General features: G+C 71.0%; 18 protein-coding genes and 1 pseudogene. 16 read left to right on the top strand and 3 right to left on the bottom strand.

The features are described from left to right. Nucleotides 1-35: 35 nt before the first annotated feature. From ACZ7M3_RS21110 to ACZ7M3_RS21135, 6 genes and pseudogenes are all read left to right on the top strand, one after another. Nucleotides 36-827, top strand: coding sequence for an ATP-grasp domain-containing protein (locus ACZ7M3_RS21110; RefSeq protein WP_472065082.1), 792 nt, complete (start codon nt 36-38; stop codon nt 825-827). Nucleotides 828-883: 56 nt separating this feature from the next. Continuing rightward, a pseudogene (locus ACZ7M3_RS21115) lies at nt 884-982 on the top strand (ribonuclease domain-containing protein); the annotation flags it as partial. Further along, nucleotides 979-1,365, top strand: coding sequence for a barstar family protein (locus tag ACZ7M3_RS21120; protein WP_351310605.1), 387 nt, complete (start codon nt 979-981; stop codon nt 1,363-1,365). The pseudogene ACZ7M3_RS21115 and the gene ACZ7M3_RS21120, both read left to right, overlap by 4 nt. Nucleotides 1,366-1,472: 107 nt before the next feature. Next, complete coding sequence (locus tag ACZ7M3_RS21125) at nt 1,473-2,915, top strand: GuaB1 family IMP dehydrogenase-related protein (RefSeq protein WP_472065243.1); 1,443 nt, start codon at nt 1,473-1,475, stop codon at nt 2,913-2,915. Between the two features lie 306 nt (nt 2,916-3,221). Beyond that, on the top strand, nt 3,222-4,688 hold the full coding sequence (locus ACZ7M3_RS21130) for an amino acid permease (RefSeq protein WP_472065084.1): 1,467 nt from the start codon (nt 3,222-3,224) through the stop codon (nt 4,686-4,688). 10 nt (nt 4,689-4,698) lie between these two features. After that, entirely contained in the window at nt 4,699-5,151 is a 453-nt protein-coding gene (locus ACZ7M3_RS21135) for an Lrp/AsnC family transcriptional regulator (protein WP_015661832.1), read from the top strand. A gap of 85 nt (nt 5,152-5,236) precedes the next feature. Here the strand turns inward: ACZ7M3_RS21135 and ACZ7M3_RS21140 are convergent, their stop codons facing one another. Further along, nucleotides 5,237-5,977, bottom strand: a complete 741-nt coding sequence (locus tag ACZ7M3_RS21140; RefSeq protein WP_472065086.1) for a GntR family transcriptional regulator — start codon at nt 5,975-5,977, stop codon at nt 5,237-5,239. 212 nt (nt 5,978-6,189) lie between these two features. On the opposite strand from ACZ7M3_RS21140, the gene ACZ7M3_RS21145 reads away from it, so the two are divergent. From ACZ7M3_RS21145 to ACZ7M3_RS21190, 10 genes are all read left to right on the top strand, one after another. Then, complete coding sequence (locus ACZ7M3_RS21145; RefSeq protein WP_472065088.1) at nt 6,190-7,347, top strand: ABC transporter substrate-binding protein; 1,158 nt, start codon at nt 6,190-6,192, stop codon at nt 7,345-7,347. Continuing rightward, nucleotides 7,344-8,255, top strand: a complete 912-nt coding sequence (locus ACZ7M3_RS21150) for an ABC transporter permease (protein ID WP_351310612.1) — start codon at nt 7,344-7,346, stop codon at nt 8,253-8,255. Before ACZ7M3_RS21145 ends, ACZ7M3_RS21150 begins: the two co-directional genes overlap by 4 nt. After that, nucleotides 8,240-9,118 (top strand): ABC transporter permease, encoded by an 879-nt coding sequence (locus ACZ7M3_RS21155; RefSeq protein WP_472065090.1) that lies wholly within the window; start codon nt 8,240-8,242, stop codon nt 9,116-9,118. Before ACZ7M3_RS21150 ends, ACZ7M3_RS21155 begins: the two co-directional genes overlap by 16 nt. A gap of 3 nt (nt 9,119-9,121) precedes the next feature. Further along, nucleotides 9,122-10,198, top strand: coding sequence for an ABC transporter ATP-binding protein (locus tag ACZ7M3_RS21160; protein WP_472065092.1), 1,077 nt, complete (start codon nt 9,122-9,124; stop codon nt 10,196-10,198). 45 nt (nt 10,199-10,243) lie between these two features. Beyond that, nucleotides 10,244-11,719, top strand: a complete 1,476-nt coding sequence (locus ACZ7M3_RS21165; protein ID WP_472065094.1) for an HAD-IA family hydrolase — start codon at nt 10,244-10,246, stop codon at nt 11,717-11,719. Between the two features lie 140 nt (nt 11,720-11,859). Further along, on the top strand, nt 11,860-14,172 hold the full coding sequence (locus tag ACZ7M3_RS21170) for a sensor histidine kinase (RefSeq protein ID WP_472065096.1): 2,313 nt from the start codon (nt 11,860-11,862) through the stop codon (nt 14,170-14,172). Next, nucleotides 14,162-14,632 carry a roadblock/LC7 domain-containing protein gene (locus ACZ7M3_RS21175; RefSeq protein ID WP_472065098.1) on the top strand — a complete coding sequence of 157 codons (471 nt, stop codon included), beginning with the start codon at nt 14,162-14,164 and terminating at the stop codon, nt 14,630-14,632. Before ACZ7M3_RS21170 ends, ACZ7M3_RS21175 begins: the two co-directional genes overlap by 11 nt. A 7-nt stretch (nt 14,633-14,639) precedes the next feature. Then, nucleotides 14,640-15,020, top strand: a complete 381-nt coding sequence (locus tag ACZ7M3_RS21180) for a DUF742 domain-containing protein (protein WP_472065100.1) — start codon at nt 14,640-14,642, stop codon at nt 15,018-15,020. Between the two features lie 252 nt (nt 15,021-15,272). Continuing rightward, nucleotides 15,273-16,061, top strand: coding sequence for a carbon-nitrogen hydrolase family protein (locus ACZ7M3_RS21185; protein ID WP_472065102.1), 789 nt, complete (start codon nt 15,273-15,275; stop codon nt 16,059-16,061). A 58-nt stretch (nt 16,062-16,119) separates the two neighbouring features. Next, a complete protein-coding gene (locus ACZ7M3_RS21190) occupies nt 16,120-17,814 on the top strand; it encodes a flavin monoamine oxidase family protein (RefSeq protein WP_472065104.1) in 1,695 nt (564 codons plus the stop codon). Nucleotides 17,815-17,841: 27 nt separating this feature from the next. Here the strand turns inward: ACZ7M3_RS21190 and ACZ7M3_RS21195 are convergent, their stop codons facing one another. Then, complete coding sequence (locus ACZ7M3_RS21195) at nt 17,842-18,774, bottom strand: LLM class F420-dependent oxidoreductase (RefSeq protein WP_261686348.1); 933 nt, start codon at nt 18,772-18,774, stop codon at nt 17,842-17,844. 58 nt (nt 18,775-18,832) lie between these two features. Then, a complete protein-coding gene (locus ACZ7M3_RS21200; RefSeq protein ID WP_472065106.1) occupies nt 18,833-19,537 on the bottom strand; it encodes a DUF5995 family protein in 705 nt (234 codons plus the stop codon). Between the last annotated feature and the right edge of the window lie 62 nt (nt 19,538-19,599).

Raw genomic sequence — 19,599 nt, forward strand, 5'->3', positions numbered from 1 at the left:
TCCACCGTGATCGCTCCGGAACTGGAGGCTCGGCATTGCATGACATTGGATACTTCCTCAGGTGCGCTGCGGAAGATCTGGGTTGGGACTACCAAGTGCTGCGGGGTGGCTGGCTGCATGAACTGCGGAAGGGTGGCACGAAACACTATGTCATCGGCTACTCCTTTCCGCATAATTCGAATACCGCTGCCAGAGTCGCCATGGACAAGGTGGCGACGTACACAGTCCTTTCGGCCGTCGGCATCGACGCCGTCCAGCACTTCCTGGTGCTGGCCAAAGGGAGAAGCCGACGGGAGATTCGGCGGCTTTGTCACGAGCAGCTGAGACTGGCCGGGCTGTCCGCCTCGGAAGTGGTCCTGAAACCCGTGACGGGAAGCAATGGCCGGGACGTCGAGCGAGCGGCCACATTCCGTGCCGCCCAGAAAAAGCTGCACCTGTTGTTGGGGCGCTACGACGGAGTGGCTGCTGTTTCTCCCTACCTGAACCTCCGGCGCGAGGTTCGAGTGATCGTCCTGGACGGCCGACCGCTGCTGATCTTCGAGAAGATCCGCAATGCTGACTGGCGACACAACCTCGCGTTCCGTGCCACACCGAAATTACTGTCCATCCATGAAAATGAGCGGTTGATCACCTGCGCCCTTCGTGCCTGCGAGGTCATCGGACTCAGGCTGGCCGCCGTCGATCTGGTGGAGTCCGACGATCTGATGTGGCGGATACTCGAAGTGAACGAAGGAATCAAACTGGGGTCTGAGTTTGTCGGACAGGGTGCCGAGTATCTACGAGCTGCGGCAGCCGTGTATCTCGCGATTGTGCGCGCTCTTGAATGACGCGCGATCGGCGGCAGCACACGGGGCCGCTCCGCCCCGGCCTTGATGTCCGGACATCGCACGATCGGGGAGCCCGTCGCATTGTCACCGGGCAGGGCGGTGAGATCTACTACACCGGTGATCACTACAAGTCGTTCAGGGCGGTGCTGAGATGACGGACGGCCCGTTGGCGGAGGTGTTCCGCGCGGCGCGCGCGGTCGGATGGCAGGTCAGCGTCCTCGACCTCACCGGAGTCTCGGACAAGGCGGCCTTCATGGAACGCTGCGTCCGTGCCCTCGACCTGCCCGAATGGTTCGGCCGGAACTGGGACGCCCTCGCGGACTGCCTGGGCGACCCCGACTGGGGGCCCGCCAGCCCGGGCCGCGTCATCCTGGTGAGCGGCTGGCGGCACTACGCCAAGGCCCGCCCCGACGAGTGGGAGATCGCCCAGGAGGTGCTGGAATCGGCCGCCGGGCACTACCAGGAGCACGACGCCACGCTGTCGGTCGTCCTCTCCCTTGGAGGATCCGACCAACTGCCCCCTGACCAGCCTGGATGATCTGTCCGGGCATCACATACAGGTCGCCATGGGACAATGAAGTACGTGCTCTTCCCCCTGGCTGACCTGTCCGGGGGCCACCTCTGATCGACTGGGATGTGCAGCACGTGCGTTTCCTCAACGACATCCAGCCCCCGTACGACCTGACGTACGACGACGTCTTCATGGTCCCCAGCCGCTCCGCGGTCGGCTCCCGGCAGGGCGTGGACCTCAGTGCCCCGGACGGCACGGGCACCACGATCCCCCTGGTCGTCGCCAACATGACCGCGATCGCGGGCCGCCGGATGGCCGAGACCGTCGCCCGCCGGGGCGGTCTCGTGGTCATCCCGCAGGACATTCCGATCGAGGTCGTCACCGAGGTCGTCTCCTGGGTCAAGGGACGCCACCTGGTGCTCGACACCCCCATCGTCCTGGCCCCCCACCAGACCGTCGCCGACGCGCTGGCGCTGCTGCCCAAGCGTGCCCACAACGCGGGCGTCGTCGTCGACGAGGACGGCCGTCCGATCGGCGTGGTCACCGACGCCGACCTCACCGGCGTGGACCGGTTCACGCAGCTGGCCGAGGTCATGTCCCGGGACCTGTTGCTCCTCGACGCCGACATCGAGCCGCGCGAGGCGTTCAACACGCTGGACGGCGCCAACCGCCGCTACGCCCCCGCCGTGGACGCCGAGGGCAAGCTCGCCGGCATCCTCACCCGCAAGGGCGCCCTGCGCGCCACGCTCTACACCCCGGCCACCGACGCCGACGGCAAGCTGCGCATCGCGGCCGCCGTGGGCATCAACGGCGATGTCGCGGGCAAGGCCAAGCAGCTCCTCGACGCGGGCGTCGACACGCTCGTCATCGACACCGCGCACGGCCACCAGGAGTCGATGATGAGCGCGGTCAGGACCGTGCGCGCGCTCGACCCGCAGGTCCCGATCGTCGCGGGCAACATCGTCGCCGCCGAGGGCGTCAAGGACCTCATCGACGCGGGCGCGGACATCATCAAGGTCGGCGTCGGCCCCGGCGCCATGTGCACCACCCGCATGATGACCGGCGTCGGCCGGCCGCAGTTCTCGGCCGTCCTCGAGTGCGCCGCCGAGGCGAAGAAGTACGGCAAGCACGTGTGGGCCGACGGCGGTGTCCGCCACCCGCGCGACGTGGCCATGGCGCTGGCCGCGGGCGCGTCCAACGTGATGGTCGGTTCCTGGTTCGCGGGGACGTACGAGTCCCCGGGCGACCTCCAGCAGGACGCCGACGGGCGCCTGTACAAGGAGTCGTTCGGCATGGCGTCGGCACGCGCGGTCCGCAACCGTACGAGCGAGGAGTCGGCGTACGACCGCGCCCGCAAGGCCCTCTTCGAGGAGGGCATCTCCACCTCGCGGATGTTCCTCGACCCGGGCCGCCCGGGCGTCGAGGACCTGATCGACTCGATCATCGCGGGTGTCCGTTCCTCCTGCACCTACGCGGGCGCCGGCTCCCTGGAGGAGTTCACCGAGAAGGCGATCGTCGGCATCCAGAGCGCGGCCGGCTACGCGGAGGGCAAGCCCCTGCACGCCAGCTGGGGCTGACCCCTTCCACCGTCGTACGGCCCCCGTGGTGCGCCCACGGGGGCCGTCGGCGTACCTGCCGAGGATCGCCGTGCGGGGGCGTGCGCAACCATCGAAAGGCCCCGCGCAACGAACACGCGCCGAGGTGCGATGAACGCAACGATCTTGCGGAGATGCGCAAGGTTGCCGCATTACGCCCGTGAAGCCCGGACTCATAGGGTCAAGCGCTGTACATGGCGTGGCGGGGACCCCGCTCGGTGGGTCCCTGCTGCCAGGGGTGCCGCCGGTTCCCGCCGTATCGACCGGCAGCGATGAAGGAGCCACCGCGTGCTCGATCAAGGCGCACCCCCGCAGTCCCGCACAGAGTCCGCCGCACCGTCCCCGGGTGTCGGCGCGCGCCTCATGCGCCGCAAGCCCGTGGAACGCCTGGTGGCCGAGGGCGGCCAGGGTGAGGGAGGCTCGCTCAGGCGCTCCCTCGGGCTGTGGCAGCTCACCATGATCAGCATCGGTGCCACCCTCGGCACCGGCATCTTCGTGGTCCTCGGTGAGGCCGTCCCCAAGGCCGGACCCGCGGTCACCCTCTCCTTCGTGATCGCCGGCCTCACGGCGCTCTTCTCGGCCCTCTCGTACGCCGAGCTGGCCGGCACCATCCCGGTCGCCGGCTCCTCGTACTCGTATGCGTACGCAACGATGGGTGAGTTGATCGCCTGGATCTGCGGCTGGTGTCTGGTCCTGGAGTACGGCGTGTCGGTGGCCGCCGTCGCGGTCGGCTGGGGCGAGTACCTCAACGAACTGCTCGACGGCACGATCGGCGTCACCATCCCGAACGCGCTCTCCGCGCCTCCCGGCGACGGCGGCATCTTCAACCTGCCCGCCCTGATCGTCGTCCTGCTCGCCATGGCCTTCCTGCTCGGCGGCGCCAAGGAGTCCGCACGCGCCAACACGATCATGGTGGCCGTGAAGATCGTCGCGCTGCTGCTGTTCTGCGCGATCGGTATCCAGGGCTTCAAGTCCGGCAACTACGAGCACTTCATGCCGCTCGGCATGGCGGGCGTCAGCGCCGCCGGTGCCACGCTGTTCTTCTCGTACATCGGCTTCGACGCCGCCTCCACCGCGGGTGAGGAGGCCAAGAACCCGCAGCGCGACCTGCCGCGCGCGATCATGCTCTCGCTGGTCATCGTGACGGCGCTGTACGTCGTCGTCGCGGCCGTCGCCGTCGGCGCCAAGCCCTGGCGGAAGTTCAACGACTCGGAGGCCGCGCTCGCCGAGATCATGAAGAACGTCACCGGGCAGACCTTCTGGGGCACGCTGCTCGCCGCCGGTGCCGTCATCGCCATCGCCAGCGTCGTCCTGACCGTGCTGTACGGCCAGACCCGCATCCTGTTCGCCATGTCCCGCGACGGGCTCGTGCCCAAGGTGTTCTCGCGCGTCCACCCGAAGACCGGCGCGCCCCGCGCCAACACCGTGATCGTCTCGCTGTTCTGCGGTGTCCTCGCCGCCGCGATCCCGCTCGGTCAGCTCGCCGACGCCACCAGCATCGGCACCCTCTTCGCCTTCGCGCTGGTCAATGTGGCCGTCGTGGTGCTGCGCCGGACGCGCCCGGAGATGCGGCGCACCTTCCGGGTGCCGTTGTCGCCGGTGCTGCCCGCGATCGGTCTCGCCCTGTGCGTGTGGATGATGGGCAGCCTTTCGGCCGTCACCTGGGTGGTCTTCGGAGTCTGGATGGCCGCCGGGCTCGTGTTCTACTTCAGTTACGGCTACCGCCGCTCCCGTCTCGCGCCATCAGAAAAGTGAAACACCCGCAGTGCTGAACGATCTCGACGAACGCATCGTGCACGCCCTCGCCGAGGACGCCCGCCGCTCCTACGCCGACATCGGCCAACTGGTCGGCCTGTCCGCGCCCGCCGTGAAGCGCCGGGTGGACCGGCTGCGGGCCACGGGGGCCATCACCGGGTTCACCGTGCGGGTGGATCCGGCGGCGCTGGGGTGGGAGACGGAGGGGTTCGTCGAGATCTACTGCCGCCGGAACACCTCGCCGGAGACCATCCAGCGGGGGCTGGAGCGGTATCAGGAAGTGGTGGCCGCGTCCACCGTCACCGGTGAGGCGGATGCGGTGGTGCAGGTGTTCGCTTCTGACATGCGGCATTTCGAGCGGGTGTTGGAGCGGATTGCGGGCGAGCCGTTCGTGGAGCGTACGAAGTCGGTGCTGGTGTTGTCTCCGTTGCTGCGGCGGTTTTCGTCGGGGTCGCCCACGTAGGCGCTCCGCTGGGGTGCGGTGTTCGGGTGCGGGCTGGCTGTGGCTGGTCGCGCAGTTCCCCGCGCCCCTTTCGGGGCGCTCCAGCTCACTCCGCTGTTTTGCGGGCCAGCGCGTTGTTGCCGATCGAGTTGTGGACGCTGAAGCTGACCGCGTCCGAGCGGTAGCGGTCGTCGGACCATTCCACCGGGCGGCCTTCGCGGGTGGTGGTGACGCGGCGGACCCTCAGGAGGGGACTGGTACGGCGGACGCCGAGGAGGTCGGCGTCCTGGGCGCCCGCCGCCACCGCGTCGATGACGTGCTCGCCGTAGGCGAAGACCAGGCCGGTGTCCTCGTAGAGCCGCTGGGTGACCGAGGGGCAGTCGGGCTCGATGGCCTCGACGGCGGGGGAGATCCAGTCCGCGTACACGGTCCGCTCCAGGAGGACCGGCTCGCCGTCCAGGCCGCGGACCCGCAGGACGTGCAACACCGGCGTCTTCTCGGGGAGTTGGAGGCGTACGGCGTCCTCCGTGGTCGCCGGGCGGCGCTCCTGCTCGACGACGTGTCCCGTCGCCTCCCGGCCCATCGCGCGGGCCCACTGGGCGAAGCTGCGCAGTTCGGCGAAGCTCTGGCTGCGGCGGCTGGCGAGGACCACCCGGCGGGCGCCCTGGCGGGAGCCGATGAGGCCCTCGGCGGTCAGGGCCGCGACGGCCTGGCGGACCGTGCCGCGTGCCACGCCGTACTGGGCCGCGAGCTCCGTCTCCGCGGGCAGCAGACTGCCCACCGTGTACTCCTCGCGGTCGATCGCCCGCCGCAGCTCGTCGGCGATCTCCTCGTGTCGCGCCGGCATGCTTCCCCTCTGATTCGACTGCTGTGCACAGCGTGACCAGCCTAATCGAGATCGGACGGTGATCTGTGCGCCCCGGGATTGTGCAGGGAATCGGGGCCCAGCGTTTCGCCAGTGTTTACGAACAAGACACCAGCAGCGGGCCTACTGAGGCCAACTTGTTCAGACAAGTTCTCCGCACTACCCGAACCCTCGCGCGTACTACTGGAGAGACCGTGACCGTGTTCCTGCCGAGGACCGCCGTCCTCACCGGCGGCCTCGCCGTCGCCGCCGCCCTCGCCCTCAGCGCCTGTGGCGCGGCCCCCGACGACAAGTCGACCACCGCCGACGGCAAGAGCGCGGCCACCGCGACCTCCGCCGCGGACCTCGGCGGCCTCGACGCCCTGGTCAAGGCCGCCAAGAAGGAGGGCACGCTGCACGCGATCGCGCTGCCCCGTGACTGGGCCAACTACGGCGCCCTGATCGACGGCTTCAAGAAGAAGTACGGCATCAAGATCGAGGTGGAGAACCCGGACGGCTCCAGCCAGGACGAGATCAACGCCGTGACGTCGAGGAAGGGGCAGGACCGTGCCCCGGACGTCCTCGACCTGGGCAGCTCGTTCGCGCTCAGCGCCGCCCAGCAGGGGCTGCTCGCGCCGTACAAGGTGACCTCCTTCGCCGACATCCCCGAGGGGCAGAAGGACGCGCAGGGCCGCTGGTTCAACGACTACGGCGGCTACATCTCCATCGGCTGCGACGCCAAGAAGGTCAAGGAGTGCCCGAAGACCTTCAAGGACCTGCTCAAGCCGGAGTACAAGGGCCAGGTCGCCCTCAACGGCAACCCCACCAAGTCCGGTTCGGCCTTCGGCGGTGTCTACGCGGCCTCGCTCGCCAATGGTGGATCGTTCGACGACATCCAGCCCGGCCTGGACTTCTTCGCCAAGCTGAAGAAGAACGGCAACTACACGCCCGTCGAGTCGACCCCGGCCACCGTCGAGAAGGGCGAGACCCCGATCAGCATCGACTGGGACTACCTGAACGCCGGTTACGCCGACGAGTTCAAGTCCAAGGGCGTCGACTGGACGGTCACGGTCCCCTCGGACGGCAAGTTCTCCCAGTACTACTCCCAGGCCATCAACAAGGGCGCCCCGCACCCGGCGGCCGCCCGCCTGTGGCAGGAGTACCTCTACAGCGTCGAGGGCCAGAACCTCTGGCTCAAGGGCTACGCCCGCCCGTCCCTGATGACCGCCATGCAGACGGCCGGCACCCTCGACAAGACCGCCGCCGCCAAGCTCCCCGCGGTCTCCGGCACGCCGAGCTTCCCGACCGAGGCCCAGCAGGCCAAGGTCAAGACGGTCCTCGCGCAGGGCTGGGGCAAGGCCGTCTCCGGATGACCACCGTCCTCACCGAGGCCGAGGCCGACGTGACGCCCGCCGCTGCCGCTTCCCAGCGGCGGCGGCGCCGCGCCCCCGGCTGGCTCGCCGTGCTGCCGCTGCTCGTCTTCGTCGCGATCGCCTTCGGCATCCCCGCCCTGGCCATGCTGAACGGCGCCTTCACCGTCAAGGACCAGACGACCGGCGCCACCTCGTACACCACGGCCAACCTGACCGACTCGCTCCAGGGCGCCTACTTCACCGCCCTGATCGGCAGCGTCAAGCTGTCCGCGGTATCCGCGGGCATCGCGACCGTCCTCGGACTGCCGCTCGCCCAGGCCGTGGTGACCTCCCGCTTCCGCGCCCTGCGTGAGGCGGTCCTCACCGCGTCCGGCGTCCTCGCCAACTTCGGCGGCGTCCCGCTGGCCTTCGCGTTCGTCGCCACCCTCGGCAACGCGGGTGTCCTGACCGAGCACCTGGGCCTGAAGGACAAGGGCTGGAACCTCTACAGCTTCTGGGGCCTGGTCATCGTCTACCTGTACTTCCTGATCCCGCTGATGGTCCTCACCATCACGCCCGCCCTGGACGGCCTGCGCTCCCAGTGGCGCGAGGCCGCACAGAACAACGGCGCCACCGGAATCCAGTACTGGCGGCACATCGCCCTCCCCGTCCTCACGCCCTCCCTGCTCGGCGGCCTCGTGCTGCTCTTCGGCAGCGCCTTCGCCGCGTACGCCACCGCGGCGGCCATGGTGGGCAGTGCGGTCCCGCTGGTCACCCTGCAGATCGCCGACGCCATCTCCGGCAACGTCCTGGTCGGCCAGGAGAACGTGGCGCTCGCCCTCAGCCTCGACATGGTCCTCATCGCGGGCCTGGTCATGGCCGTGTACCTGCCCCTGCAACGACGGAGCGCGCGATGGCTGGAAGCCTGAACAATCCCGCTCGGGTCCTGAAGCCCGCCCGCGGGGCGAACAAGTCCGTACGCGTACGTCCCTGGCGCGGGGTCGTCCTCGTCTGCGCCGGGCTCTACTTCCTGGTCCCGCTCGCCGCGTCCGTGGTCTTCACGGTCGACGTGCCGAACCAGGGGATCACCTTCGACGCGTACCGCCAGATCGTCTCCGCCGACGGCTTCGGCTCCAGCCTGCTGCTCTCGCTGGAACTGGCCGCCGCCACCATCGCCGTGGTCCTGCTGCTGATGGTGCCCGCGATGGTCGCGCTGCGGCTCGGCGCCCCGAAGCTGCGGCCCGTGGTGGAGGTGATCTGCTCGCTGCCGCTGGTCGTTCCGCCGATCGCCTTCGTCGCCGGGATCGCCACGGTCCTCAAGTGGGGACCGGAACACCTCTCCCGCACCCCGCTGTTCGAGACGTTCGTGGCCCTCCAGAACCCCGACTTCCCCGCAGTGCTGGTCCTCGCGTACGTCGTGATGGCGCTGCCGTTCGTGTACCGGGCCCTGGACGCCGGGCTGCGCGCCGTCGACGTGCGCACCCTTGTCGAGGCCGCGCGCAGCTGCGGGGCGAACTGGCCGCAGGCGCTGGTACGGGTCGTGCTGCCCAATCTGCGCGGGGCGCTGCTCAACGCCTCCTTCCTCACGCTGGCCCTGGTGCTCGGCGAGTTCACCGTCGCCCAGCTGCTCGGCTTCCAGCCCTTCGCCGTGTGGATCTACAGCGTCGGCGGCTCGCAGGCCCAGCTCTCCGTCGCCGTCTCCGTGCTCAGCCTGCTCGTCACCTGGGCCCTGCTCCTCTCGCTCGCCGGGCTCGGTGGGCGCTCCCGTTCCGCTTCCGCCTCCCGGGGATGAACCATGACCGTCACCACGCTTGAGAAGGCCGCCGACGCCAAGGCCGCCACCGTTGAATTCCGTGGTCTGCGGCGGGAGTTCGGCCCGACCGTCGCCCTCGACGGCCTCGACCTGACCGTCCGGCCCGGCGAACTCCTCGCCCTGCTCGGCCCCTCCGGCTGCGGCAAGACCACCGCGCTGCGCATGCTCGCCGGGTTCGAACACCCCGACTCCGGCGAGGTGCTGGTCGACGGCGAGGACGTCACCCGGGTCCCGGCCCACCGCCGCGACGCGGGGATGGTCTTCCAGTCCTACAGCCTCTTCCCGCACCTCAGCGCCCTCGACAACGTGGCCTTCGGGCTGCGGATGCGCAAGGTGCGTACCGCCGAACGGCGCTCCCGCGCGGCCGAGTTGCTCGACCTCGTGGGCCTCGCCGACAAGGGCGAGCGGTTCCCGCACCAGCTCTCCGGCGGCCAGCAGCAGCGCATCGCGCTGGCCCGCGCGCTCGCCCTGCGTCCGCGCGTGCTGCTGCTCGACGAGCCTCTCTCCGCCCTGGACGCCAAGGTGCGGCTCACCCTGCGCGAGGAGATCCGCCGGCTTCAGCAGGAACTCGGCATCACCACCCTGTTCGTGACGCACGATCAGGAAGAGGCGCTGTCCATGGCGGACCGCGTCGCAGTGATGCGGGCGGGGCGCCTCGAACAGTGCGCCGCGCCCGCCGAGCTGTACGGGCGCCCCGCGACCGCCTTCGTCGCCGAGTTCGTCGGCACGATGAGCCGGATTCCGGGGCGGCTGGAATCCGGCGTGGCCGAGGTGCTCGGACAGCGGCTGCCGGTCGACGGGGACGCGCCCGCCGCGACCGAGATCGACGTGCTCGTACGGCCCGAGGCGGTGCGGGTACGGGCCGACGAGACCGGAACCGCCCGTGTCGTCGCCACCGCCTTCCTCGGCGCCGCCACCCGCGTCACCGTCCGGCTCCCGGACACCACCGAGGTCAAGGCCGACCTGCCCACCCACGAGGCCGCCGGGCTCGGCTCGGGCGCCGCCGTGACGGTGAGCCTGCCGGAGCGGCCGGTGCTGGTCGCCGAGCGCACGCAGTAACCGACGCATCCCCCCACTGAGTTACGCCGAGTGAAAGAGAGCACCGTGACCCTCCGCACCACCTCCCCCCACCTCCCCCTCCAGGCCGTCCTGTTCGACATGGACGGCACGCTCGTGGACACCGAGCGGCTGTGGTGGGAGGCGGTGGAGCAGGTGGCCGACGGGCTCGGGCGCCGGCTGACGGAGGCCGACCAGCCGGAGGTGCTCGGCCGGCCCGTCGAGCACACCGCCGCCTGGCTGGGCGGGATCACCGGCGCCGAGGTGGGGGAGATCGCCACCGAGCTGCACCGGGAGTTCGCGCACCGGGTCCGCACCGACATCGTGCCCCGCCCAGGTGCGCTGCGGCTCCTCGGCGAACTGGTCCGCGAGGGTGTCCCCACCGCCCTCGTGACCGCGTCGCCGCGCGCGGTCGCCGACACCGTCCTCGCGGCCCTCGGCGCCGAACACTTCGCCGTCTCCGTCACGGCCGACGACACCGAACGCACCAAGCCCGCCCCCGACCCCTACCTCGCCGCCTGCCGCGCCCTCGGCGTCGATCCCGCCGCGTGTGTGGCCGTGGAGGACACCGAGACGGGTGTGGCGTCCGCCGAGGCCGCGGGGTGTGCCGTTCTCGCCGTGCCCTCGCTCGCGCCGATCGACTCCGTACCCGGACGCACCGTCCTGACCAGCCTGGAGGAGGTGACCCCGGCCCGGCTGCGCGCCATGGTCGCGCCCCGCGAGCTGCGGGTGATGAGCTGGAACCTCTGGTACGGCGGGACGAAGATCGACGACCACCGCGCGAAGCAGCTCAAGGTCATCGCCGAGACGGGCGCGGACGTGGTCGGCCTCCAGGAGACGTACGGCACCTCGGCACAGGAACTCGCCGAGGCCCTCGGCTGGCACCACCACCGGGCCGGCGAGAACCTCGGCGTCATCAGCCGCTACCCGATCACCGCCCGCCACGGCGACCCGGACGTCGGCTTCTACGGCGGCACCGGAGTGCGCGTCCGGCTGGACGGCGGCCAGGAGGTGGACGTCTGGAGCGCCCACCTCGACTACACGCCGTACGGCCCCTACGAGGCCCGCTTCGACGGGCTCCCGGCGGCCGAGCTGATCGCCCACGAGGGCGTCCGGCTGGAGCAGATGCGGGAGATCCTGCGACGGATCAGCGAGTCCGCCGCCGAGGCGGTCCCCGTGGTCCTGGTCGGTGACTTCAACGCGCCCTCGCACCTGGACTGGCCGGACGTCGATTGGCCCGTGACCAGGGCCGCCGAGGAGGCCGGCCTGCGCGACTCCTACCGCGAGGCCCACCCCGACCCCGTACGGGAGCCCGGACACACCTGGTCGCCGGTCCACGTGGAGCACGAGGACGGCAGCGGGCGGCCCGAGCCGCAGGACCGCATCGACTTCGTGCTGCACCGGGGGCTGACGGTGCTCGACTCCCGGGCGCTCGTCACCGGCACGCCGCGCCCCTGGCCCGAGGTCGCCGGCAACGACTGGCCCTCGGACCACGCCGCGGTCGTCACCACCTTCGCCGTCTGAACCGAGCGGCGGTCCAGGAAACCATTGCGGTGCGGGCGCGCCATCACGTAGGTTGATCCGCGCCCGCTACCAGCGAGTAACACCGATGGGTAACCAACCGTCGCCCGGCCACCCGACCGTCCTGTCGTCCTGGGGAGTCCATGCGCTGGTCCTTCGGCCGTCCCACCACGGTCCGTACGCGCATCGTGGCGCTCGCGCTCGCGCCGGTGGTCGCCCTCATGGTGCTGTGGAGCTTCGCCATGGTGTCCGTCACCGGCGAACTGCGCGCGCTCGTCCGGGTCCAGGGGGTGTACGGCGACTTCGGGACGCCCGTCGACACGGCGGTCGGCCAGATCCAGATCGAACGGCGGCTCGCGGCCGCCTACCTGGGCGCGGACCACGGCACGGCGGCGGCCCTCGACCTGATGGAGCAGCAGCGCCGCACCGACCGCGCCGTGACCGCCATGCGGACGGAGATCCGGGACGGCGACCGCGACAGGCTCTCCGGCAGGCAGCGGCAGGTGCTCGACGCCGTGCTGCGCTCCTTCGACGGGCTGGAGGGGCTGCGGGAGCGGGTGCTGTCCCGCGCCATCAGCTGGGACCGGGCGGTCACCGAGTACGGCGCCCTCGTGGAGCCGGGCTTCGACGTCCAGTCCGCCCTCACCGCGCTGCAGGCCGGACAGCTGGCTCGCGAGGCCCAGGTCGTCATCGAGCTGGTGCGGGTGAGGGAGTTCGTCTCGCGGGAGGACGCCCTCGTCGCCGGGGCGCGGGCCGCCGGATCGCTCACCGACCGCCAGTACGACACGCTCACCGCGACGATCGAGGACCGCCGGGTCTTCGAGCGGACGTATGTGCCCGACCTCCCCGCCGACTCGCGCGCCCTCTTCGAGGAGTTCCAGCGCGGCTCCCTGCACGGGGAGTTGACCCGGGGTGAGGACGCCCTGCTGCGGGCGGGCGCACGGGGTGCGGGGGAGGCCGTCGCGGCCGGCTCCTGGCGCACCACCACCGACCGGGCCGTCAAGCGGTACATGCAGCTCTGCACGCGGTCGGCCGTCAACTCCGCCGAACGCGGACGGGCCTTCGCCTATCGGGAGCTGGCCAAGGCGGCGATCGTCGGTGTCCTCGGACTCGCCGCCGTGGGACTGTCCCTGTGGTTCGCCGTGCGCGGCGCCCGGCGCATCTCGCGCCGCCTGGAGACCCTCCGGGACGCCGCCGACCTCCTCACCACCCGCCAACTGCCCGACGTGATGCGGCGGCTCGGCGCGGGTGAGGACGTGGACGCCGCCACCGAGGCACCGCCCCTGGCCGACGGGGAGGCGGGAGCCGACGAGATCGGCCAGGTCGGCCGGTCCTTCAACACCGCCCGCCTCGCGGCCGTCGAGGCCGCCGTCAAGCAGGCCACCCTGCGCCGCGGGCTGTTCGCGGTGCTCCTCAACATCGCCCGCCGCAACCAGGCGCTCGTCCACCGCCAGCTCAAACTGGTCGACACGCTGGAGCGGCGCACCGACGACCCGGACGTCCTGGACGACCTGTTCCGGATCGATCACCTCACCACCCGGATGCGGCGCCACGCGGAGAGCCTGATCATCCTCTCCGGCGCGGCGCCCGGCCGCAGGTGGCGCAGGCCCGTACCGGTCGCCCGCGTGGTGACGTCCGCGGTGAGCGAGATCGAGGAGTACGCGCGCGTCGTGGTCCCGCCGATGCCGGAGGTGGGCGTGGCGGCGGACGCCGTCGCCGACGTCGTCCATCTGATCGCCGAACTCGTCGAGAACGCCACCGTGTTCTCACCGCCCCAGACCCAGGTCACCCTGCGCACCGGCCGCGCCAGGGGCGGGTTCGTCCTGGAGATCGACGACCGGGGCCTCGGTCTCGAACCCGAACAGATCGAGGAGGCCCACCGCACCCTCACCACGCCGGACGACTTCGACCCGACCCGGCACGACCGGCTCGGGCTGTACGTGGTGGGGCGGCTCGCCGCACGGCACGGCATCGAGGTCACGCTGTGCCGGTCGCCGTACGGCGGTACGACGGCGGTGGTGCTGCTGCCCGAGGCGGTCCTCGCACCGGTCGACCCCGAGCGGCCGGAGCCGGCGGCGGACACGGACCCGCGGGCACTGCCGTCGCGCTCCTCCCGGACCTCCGAGGAGACCTCCCGGAAGGGCACCGCGGTCCTCGAGAAACAGCGGGAGGCACCTGAGCGGCACGCGGACCGTGTGCCGAAGAGCGCTCCCGCCACGAGCCCGCCCGCGCTGCCCACCCGCGTCCGGCAGACCTCCCTCGCCCCCGAACTGCGCACCGAGGGCCCGGCCGCCGACGAGCCGCCGGAGCGCGAGGTCACCGCCGAGGAGGTCCGCGCGGTCTTCGGCGCCTTCCAGCGCGGCCTCGACCGTGGCCGCAAGGGCCTGCCCACCGGGCCCGGATCCGGGCGGCGAACCGACACCGAGGAAGGGACGGACGCCGACGATGCTCCGTGACCAGACCCCCGAGCACTCCGACCGGGCCTCCGAGCCCCAGGGCAGCAGCCCCGAACCGTCCGGCACGGACCTCGGCTGGCTGCTCGACGACCTCGTGGCCAGGACCGACCACGTCCGCCAGGCCGTGCTCCTCACCGCCGACGGCCTCCCGCTGAGCTGCTCGGACGGCATGCGCCGACGGGACATCGAGCACCTCGCCGCCGTCTGCTCCGGCTTCCACAGCCTGGCCCGCTCGGCCGGAGAACGCTTCGCCGCGGGGGAGGTGCGCCAGACCATGGTGATGCTCGACGACGCCTACCTCTTCATCACCCCGGCGGGCGACGGCAGCCGGCTGGCCGTCCTGAGCGAGGTGCAGACGGACGTCGGACAGCTCGCCCACGAGATGGCCTTGCTGGTCCGCCGCGTCGGCCGCCACATGGCCGCCGCCGTACGGTCGGCCGCCGACCCCGCGGGCCCCTGACCCGGCCGTGACCGACGACCACTGGTACGAGGACGAGACCGGGGCGATGGTGCGGCCCTACACCGTGACCCGGGGCCGGACGCGGCCCTCGGACCGGCACACGATCGATCTGATGTCGCGGGTCACCGCCCTGAGGACGGAAGAGGGCCGGCCGGCTGTCGACCACGCAGGCGCCGCCCTGCTGGCCCTGGTGCGCCACGGACCCCGGCCGGTCGTCGAGCTCGCCGCCGACGCCGACCTGCCCCTGACCGTCGTACGCGTGCTGCTCGGCGATCTGGCCGAGGCCGGTCTCGTACGCATCGACGCGCCGCGGCGGCCGGAACCGGGCGGCCCGACGGCCGATCCGGAGCTGCTGCGCGAGATCGTGGAGCGACTGCGCGCGCTGTGAGAACGGGACGCGGGCCGTGCGGCCGGGACGGCTCGTCACGGCGAGGACGCGACGGCTCGACACGACGTCTGTGACCTGCGCCTCAGGGGTTTCGGGCCCCTCCCGAGGGCGCGCAACGAATCGCCGCCGGAGGCAGGGCGCACGCAACGATTCGTCCACCGGCGCGCAACGGCTCCTCCTTGTCCCCCCGAGCCCCCCGCCCGTACCGTCTAGACAGTCCCCGACACCCCTCCGTACCCGTGAGGACCACGCATGCGCACAGCCCTGCTCCAGAGCTCCGGCCGCCCCGGCTCGGTCGTCGAGAACCTGAAGGTCCTCGACGAGGCCGCGGGCCGCGCCGCCGCTGCCGGCGCCGGGCTCGTGGCGGCGCCGGAGATGTTCCTCACCGGGTACGCGATCGGCGACGACATCGCCCGCCTCGCCGAGCCCGCCGACGGGGACTGGGCCGACGCGATCGCCGGGATCGCCACCCGCCACGGCGTCGCCGTCGCCTACGGCTACCCCGAGCGCGAGGGCGAGACGGTCTACAACTCCGCGCAGCTCATCTCCGCCGACGGCACCCGCCTCGCGAACTACCGCAAGACCCACCTCTTCGGCTGCTTCGAGCGCGACCACTTCACGCCCGGCGAGCAGCCGGTCGTCCAGGCGGAGCTGAACGGCCTCCGCGTCGGCCTCATGATCTGCTACGACGTCGAGTTCCCTGAGAACGTCCGGGCGCACGCCCTCGCCGGCACCGACCTCCTCGTCGTGCCGACCGCGCAGATGCACCCCTTCCAGTTCGTCGCCGAGTCCGTCGTCCCGGTGCGCGCCTTCGAGAACCAGATGTACGTCGCGTACGTCAACCGGGTCGGCCCGGAGGGCGAGTTCGAGTTCGTCGGACTGTCCACGCTGGCCGGCCCCGACGGGATCGCCCGTACCCGGGCCGGACGCGGTGAGGAACTCGTCCTCGCCGACGCCGACCCCGACTTCCTCGCGGCCTCGCGCGAGGCGAACCCGTACCTGAAGGACCGCCGCCCCGGCCTCTACGGGTCGCTCGTCTGACACCCGGCCGCCCCCGGCGCCTCCCCTCACCAGCTTTCCCGCAAGGAGTCCGTACCCCATGACGTCCACGGTGCCCACCGCCGTCCAGCACGCCGACGCGCAGCAGCCGCCGATCACCATGTTCGGCCCGGACTTCCCGTACGCGTACGACGACTTCCTCGCCCACCCGGCGGGCCTCGGCCAGATACCCGCGACCGAGCACGGCACCGAGGTCGCGGTCATCGGCGGCGGCCTGTCCGGCATCGTGGCCGCCTACGAGCTGATGAAGATGGGTCTCAAGCCCGTCGTCTACGAGGCCGACGAGATCGGCGGTCGCCTGCGGACCGTGGGCTTCGAGGGGTGCGACCCGTCGCTCACCGCCGAGATGGGCGCCATGCGCTTCCCGCCCTCCTCCACCGCCCTCCAGCACTACATCGACCTGGTGGGTCTGGAGACCCGGCCGTTCCCCAACCCGCTCGCGGAGTCCACTCCCTCGACGGTCGTCGACCTCAAGGGCGAGTCGCACTACGCGACCAGCGTCGATGACCTGCCGCAGGTCTACCGCGACGTGATGAACGCCTGGAACGCCTGCCTCGAAGACGGCGCCGACTTCTCCGACATGAACCAGGCCATGCGTGAGCGCGATGTGCCGCGCATCCGCGAGATCTGGGCGAAGCTCGTCGAGAAGCTCGACAACCAGACCTTCTACGGCTTTCTCTGCGACTCGGAATCCTTCAAGTCCTTCCGGCACCGCGAGATCTTCGGCCAGGTCGGCTTCGGCACCGGCGGCTGGGACACCGACTTCCCGAACTCGATCCTGGAGATCCTGCGCGTCGTCTACACCGAGGCCGACGACCACCACCGCGGCATCGTCGGCGGCTCCCAGCAGCTGCCGCTGCGCCTGTGGGAGCGCGAGCCGCAGAAGATCGTGCACTGGGCCTACGGCACCTCGCTCGCGAAGCTGCACGACGGCGCCCCGCGCCCGGCCGTGACCCGGCTCAACCGCACCGCGGGCAACGGCATCACGGTGACGGACGCGAACGGCGACATCCGTACGTACAAGGCGGCGATCTTCACCGCGCAGTCCTGGATGCTGCTCTCCAAGGTCGCCTGCGACGACTCGCTCTTCCCGATCGACCACTGGACCGCCATCGAGCGGACCCACTACATGGAGAGCTCCAAGCTCTTCGTGCCGGTCGACCGGCCGTTCTGGCTGGACAAGGACGAGCAGACCGGCCGTGACGTCATGTCGATGACGCTCACCGACCGCATGACCCGCGGGACCTACCTCCTCGACGAGGGCCCGGACAAGCCCGCCGTCATCTGCCTCTCGTACACGTGGTGCGACGACAGCCTGAAGTGGCTGCCGCTGTCCGCGAACGAGCGGATGGAGGTCATGCTGAAGTCGCTCGGCGAGATCTACCCGAAGGTCGACATCAGGAAGCACATCATCGGCAACCCGGTGACCGTGTCCTGGGAGAACGAGCCCTACTTCATGGGCGCGTTCAAGGCCAACCTGCCCGGCCACTACCGCTACCAGCGCCGCCTGTTCACGCACTTCATGCAGGACGCGCTGCCCGAGGACAAGCGGGGCATCTTCCTCGCCGGCGACGACATCTCCTGGACGGCCGGCTGGGCCGAGGGTGCCGTGCAGACCGCGCTGAACGCGGTCTGGGGCGTCATGCACCAGCTGGGCGGGGCGACCGACCCGACCAACCCCGGGCCCGGCGACGTCTACGACGAGATCGCGCCGGTGGAACTGCCCGAGGACTGAGCCGGGCGGCCTTCGTGGGGCGGCCGGTCAGATTCCGGCTGCCCGCGCCGCCGCGTACACCTCGGCGGCCAGGTCCTTGAGCTCCTCGGCGTCCCGCGGGCCGTCCTGGAGGTCGACGAAGTACTCGTCGAGGCCGATCTCGGCGTACGGGACCAGGTCCGACACGATCTGGTCGACGTTGCCCTGGAAGGGCTGGCGGTCCGCGCCGTCGTAGGCCTTGGCGGAGTAGCGCGTGTTGATCCGCGCCACCGACTGGATGGGCTCGGTGCGCCCGCGCTCGGCCGCGAAGTCCTGCACCTGCCGCCACTGGGCGGCGAGTTGGTCGGCGCCACCCTGGGCCACGGGCTGCCAGCCGTCGCCGCGGTCCACGAGCCGGGTCAGCGCCTTCTTGCTGAAGGCGGGCAGCAGGATCGGGATCGGCCGGGCCGGCTTCGGGGCGACCACGGCCGACTCGATCTTGGTCAGGCGGCCCTCGTACGACACCGGGTCCGGGCCCCACACCGCGCGGCACACGTCGAGGACCTCGTCCAGGACCCGGCCCCGCTCCTCGAACGGCGCCACGCCCGCCGCCGCGTACTCGTCGAGCGACCAGCCGGTACCGAGGCCCGCCACGACCCGGCCGCCGCTCGCCGCGTCCAGCGTGCCGAGGGCCCTGGCCAGCTGGAACGGGCCGTGCAGCGGGGCGACCAGGACGCTGGTGCCCAGCCGCGCCCGCTGCGTGGCCGCCGCGGCCAGCGTCAGGGTCACCAGCGGCTCGGCGACACCGCGGTAGGAGTCGGGCCAAGGCAGGTTCGGGACGCCGTACAGCCCCTGCGTGGCGGGGTCCGGGAACAGGGCGCGCTCGAACACCCACAGGCTCTCGTAGCCGATCTCCTCAGCCGTGCGCGCCACGTCCGGGACGTCTCGACCGATGTCGTACTGGCGTGTTTGAGGAAGACTCAGACCCAGCCGAGCAGCCATGCTTGTGCTCCTTCGCGTCAGGCACTTGAATCGCGAACGTATCGCGTATGAGAGTGAATTACCTGCCGTATGCGACGATATGGCCGGATTTGTCCCCCAAGGGTGTGAGCAGCATCCGGCCCGCGAGACCGACCGCGGCGCCGAGTCGGTCGGCGAACTCCTCGGCGAGGTCGGGGAGTCCGCGCAGCGCCCACAGGGCCCGCGCCGCCGACCAGGCCGCGTCGCGGGCCCTCTCCAGGCTCCACGAGCCGAGCAGATGGGTGAGCGGATCGGCGATCTGGAGGAGGTCGGGGCCCGGCATCAGATCTTCACGGACGCGCTCCTCCAGCGAGACGAGGAGGTCACCCACGCGCTCGAACTCGTCCTCCAGGTCGGCTGGTTCGCAGCGCAGCGTACGGCAGGTGTCCACGACGGCGAGCGCCAGATCGTGTCCGATGTGCGCATTGATGCCCGCGAGCGCGAACTGCAGCGGGCGTACTCCCGGATGGCGCCGGAACTGGAACAGCGGGCGCCAGCAGGCGGGCGGGGACCCCTCCTCGGCCACGCGCAGATAGCGCTCGGCGAACCGTACATCCAGCGTGACCGCGGCCTTCCAGTCCCGGAATTCCCCCGCGTCCAGGCGCCGTTCGACCTCCTCCGTGACGGTGAGGTAGACGCGGTTGAAGACTGCGATTCCGTCCCCCTCCGGCAGGGTCGCCGCCAGGGTGCGCATCCGGGAGGCGATGGCGTCGACGGGGGTGGTGAACTGTTCCAACTGCGTCATGGGGGCAGGTTCCCAGTCCTAGGCTGATCGGAGTCGCCGCCTGGCCGGGCGCATACCCAGAA

It is taken from the genome of Streptomyces sp. NPDC111656, assembly GCF_055656965.1.

Excerpts from the sequence above, each read along its gene's own strand:
- ACZ7M3_RS21120 (WP_351310605.1), top strand. The coding sequence starts at position 979 with ATGACGGACGGCCCGTTGGCGGAGGTGTTCCGCGCGGCGCGCGCGGTC.
- ACZ7M3_RS21140 (WP_472065086.1), bottom strand. The coding sequence starts at position 5,977 with ATGCCGGCGCGACACGAGGAGATCGCCGACGAGCTGCGGCGGGCGATC.
- ACZ7M3_RS21150 (WP_351310612.1), top strand. The coding sequence starts at position 7,344 with ATGACCACCGTCCTCACCGAGGCCGAGGCCGACGTGACGCCCGCCGCT.
- ACZ7M3_RS21155 (WP_472065090.1), top strand. The coding sequence starts at position 8,240 with ATGGCTGGAAGCCTGAACAATCCCGCTCGGGTCCTGAAGCCCGCCCGC.
- ACZ7M3_RS21160 (WP_472065092.1), top strand. The coding sequence starts at position 9,122 with ATGACCGTCACCACGCTTGAGAAGGCCGCCGACGCCAAGGCCGCCACC.
- ACZ7M3_RS21170 (WP_472065096.1), top strand. The coding sequence starts at position 11,860 with ATGCGCTGGTCCTTCGGCCGTCCCACCACGGTCCGTACGCGCATCGTG.
- ACZ7M3_RS21175 (WP_472065098.1), top strand. The coding sequence starts at position 14,162 with ATGCTCCGTGACCAGACCCCCGAGCACTCCGACCGGGCCTCCGAGCCC.
- ACZ7M3_RS21185 (WP_472065102.1), top strand. The coding sequence starts at position 15,273 with ATGCGCACAGCCCTGCTCCAGAGCTCCGGCCGCCCCGGCTCGGTCGTC.
- ACZ7M3_RS21190 (WP_472065104.1), top strand. The coding sequence starts at position 16,120 with ATGACGTCCACGGTGCCCACCGCCGTCCAGCACGCCGACGCGCAGCAG.
- ACZ7M3_RS21195 (WP_261686348.1), bottom strand. The coding sequence starts at position 18,774 with ATGGCTGCTCGGCTGGGTCTGAGTCTTCCTCAAACACGCCAGTACGAC.
- ACZ7M3_RS21200 (WP_472065106.1), bottom strand. The coding sequence starts at position 19,537 with ATGACGCAGTTGGAACAGTTCACCACCCCCGTCGACGCCATCGCCTCC.